1 protein-coding gene is annotated in these 460 nt (G+C 46.1%); it reads right to left on the reverse strand.

Features of this window, described 5'->3' with window-relative positions; genetic code table 11:
• Positions 1–99: 99 nt before the first annotated feature.
• The coding region (locus tag ACTHUM_RS19520) for a hypothetical protein (protein WP_440403944.1) at positions 100–460 on the reverse strand (361 nt) is incomplete at its 5' end.

Consider the following 460-nt stretch of genomic DNA (forward strand, 5'->3'; position numbering starts at 1 on the left):
GTAAAAGACGGATCGGCCAGCAGGCATTGAAGAGGTGTCGTATCCATAAAATAGAGAAATGCCAAACTTCATATTGAAGTCCGGCATTTTTGACATTACTTAGTGGAAGCTGCCTTTCAAAACCACACGGCTGTTGAATGTAGCGATGTGGCATTCGTACTCGTTACCGCCTTTGGTTACTTTGTCAAAGTAGCTAACCAGGTGAACGGATTTGGCTTTTTTGCGATGTGCAGTGCTTTGGAAGCGTTTAACCGCGCTCAGGAATGCGCGTTGGCAGGTTTCATCAGGGGTTTTGCCGACTGAGTTGGAGATTTGACGGGAAGTCAAAGTTGCGCCGGATGTGCTACCGTAGTGAACGCGGATGCTAGGATCCAAAGCGGATTTGGCTTCGGTAGAGTTTAAAGCTACATCGACTTTACACATATAAATATCGTTTTGACCTTTGCCATGGACTTTATGG

The sequence above is a fragment of the Neisseria sp. P0021.S006 genome (assembly GCF_051956895.1).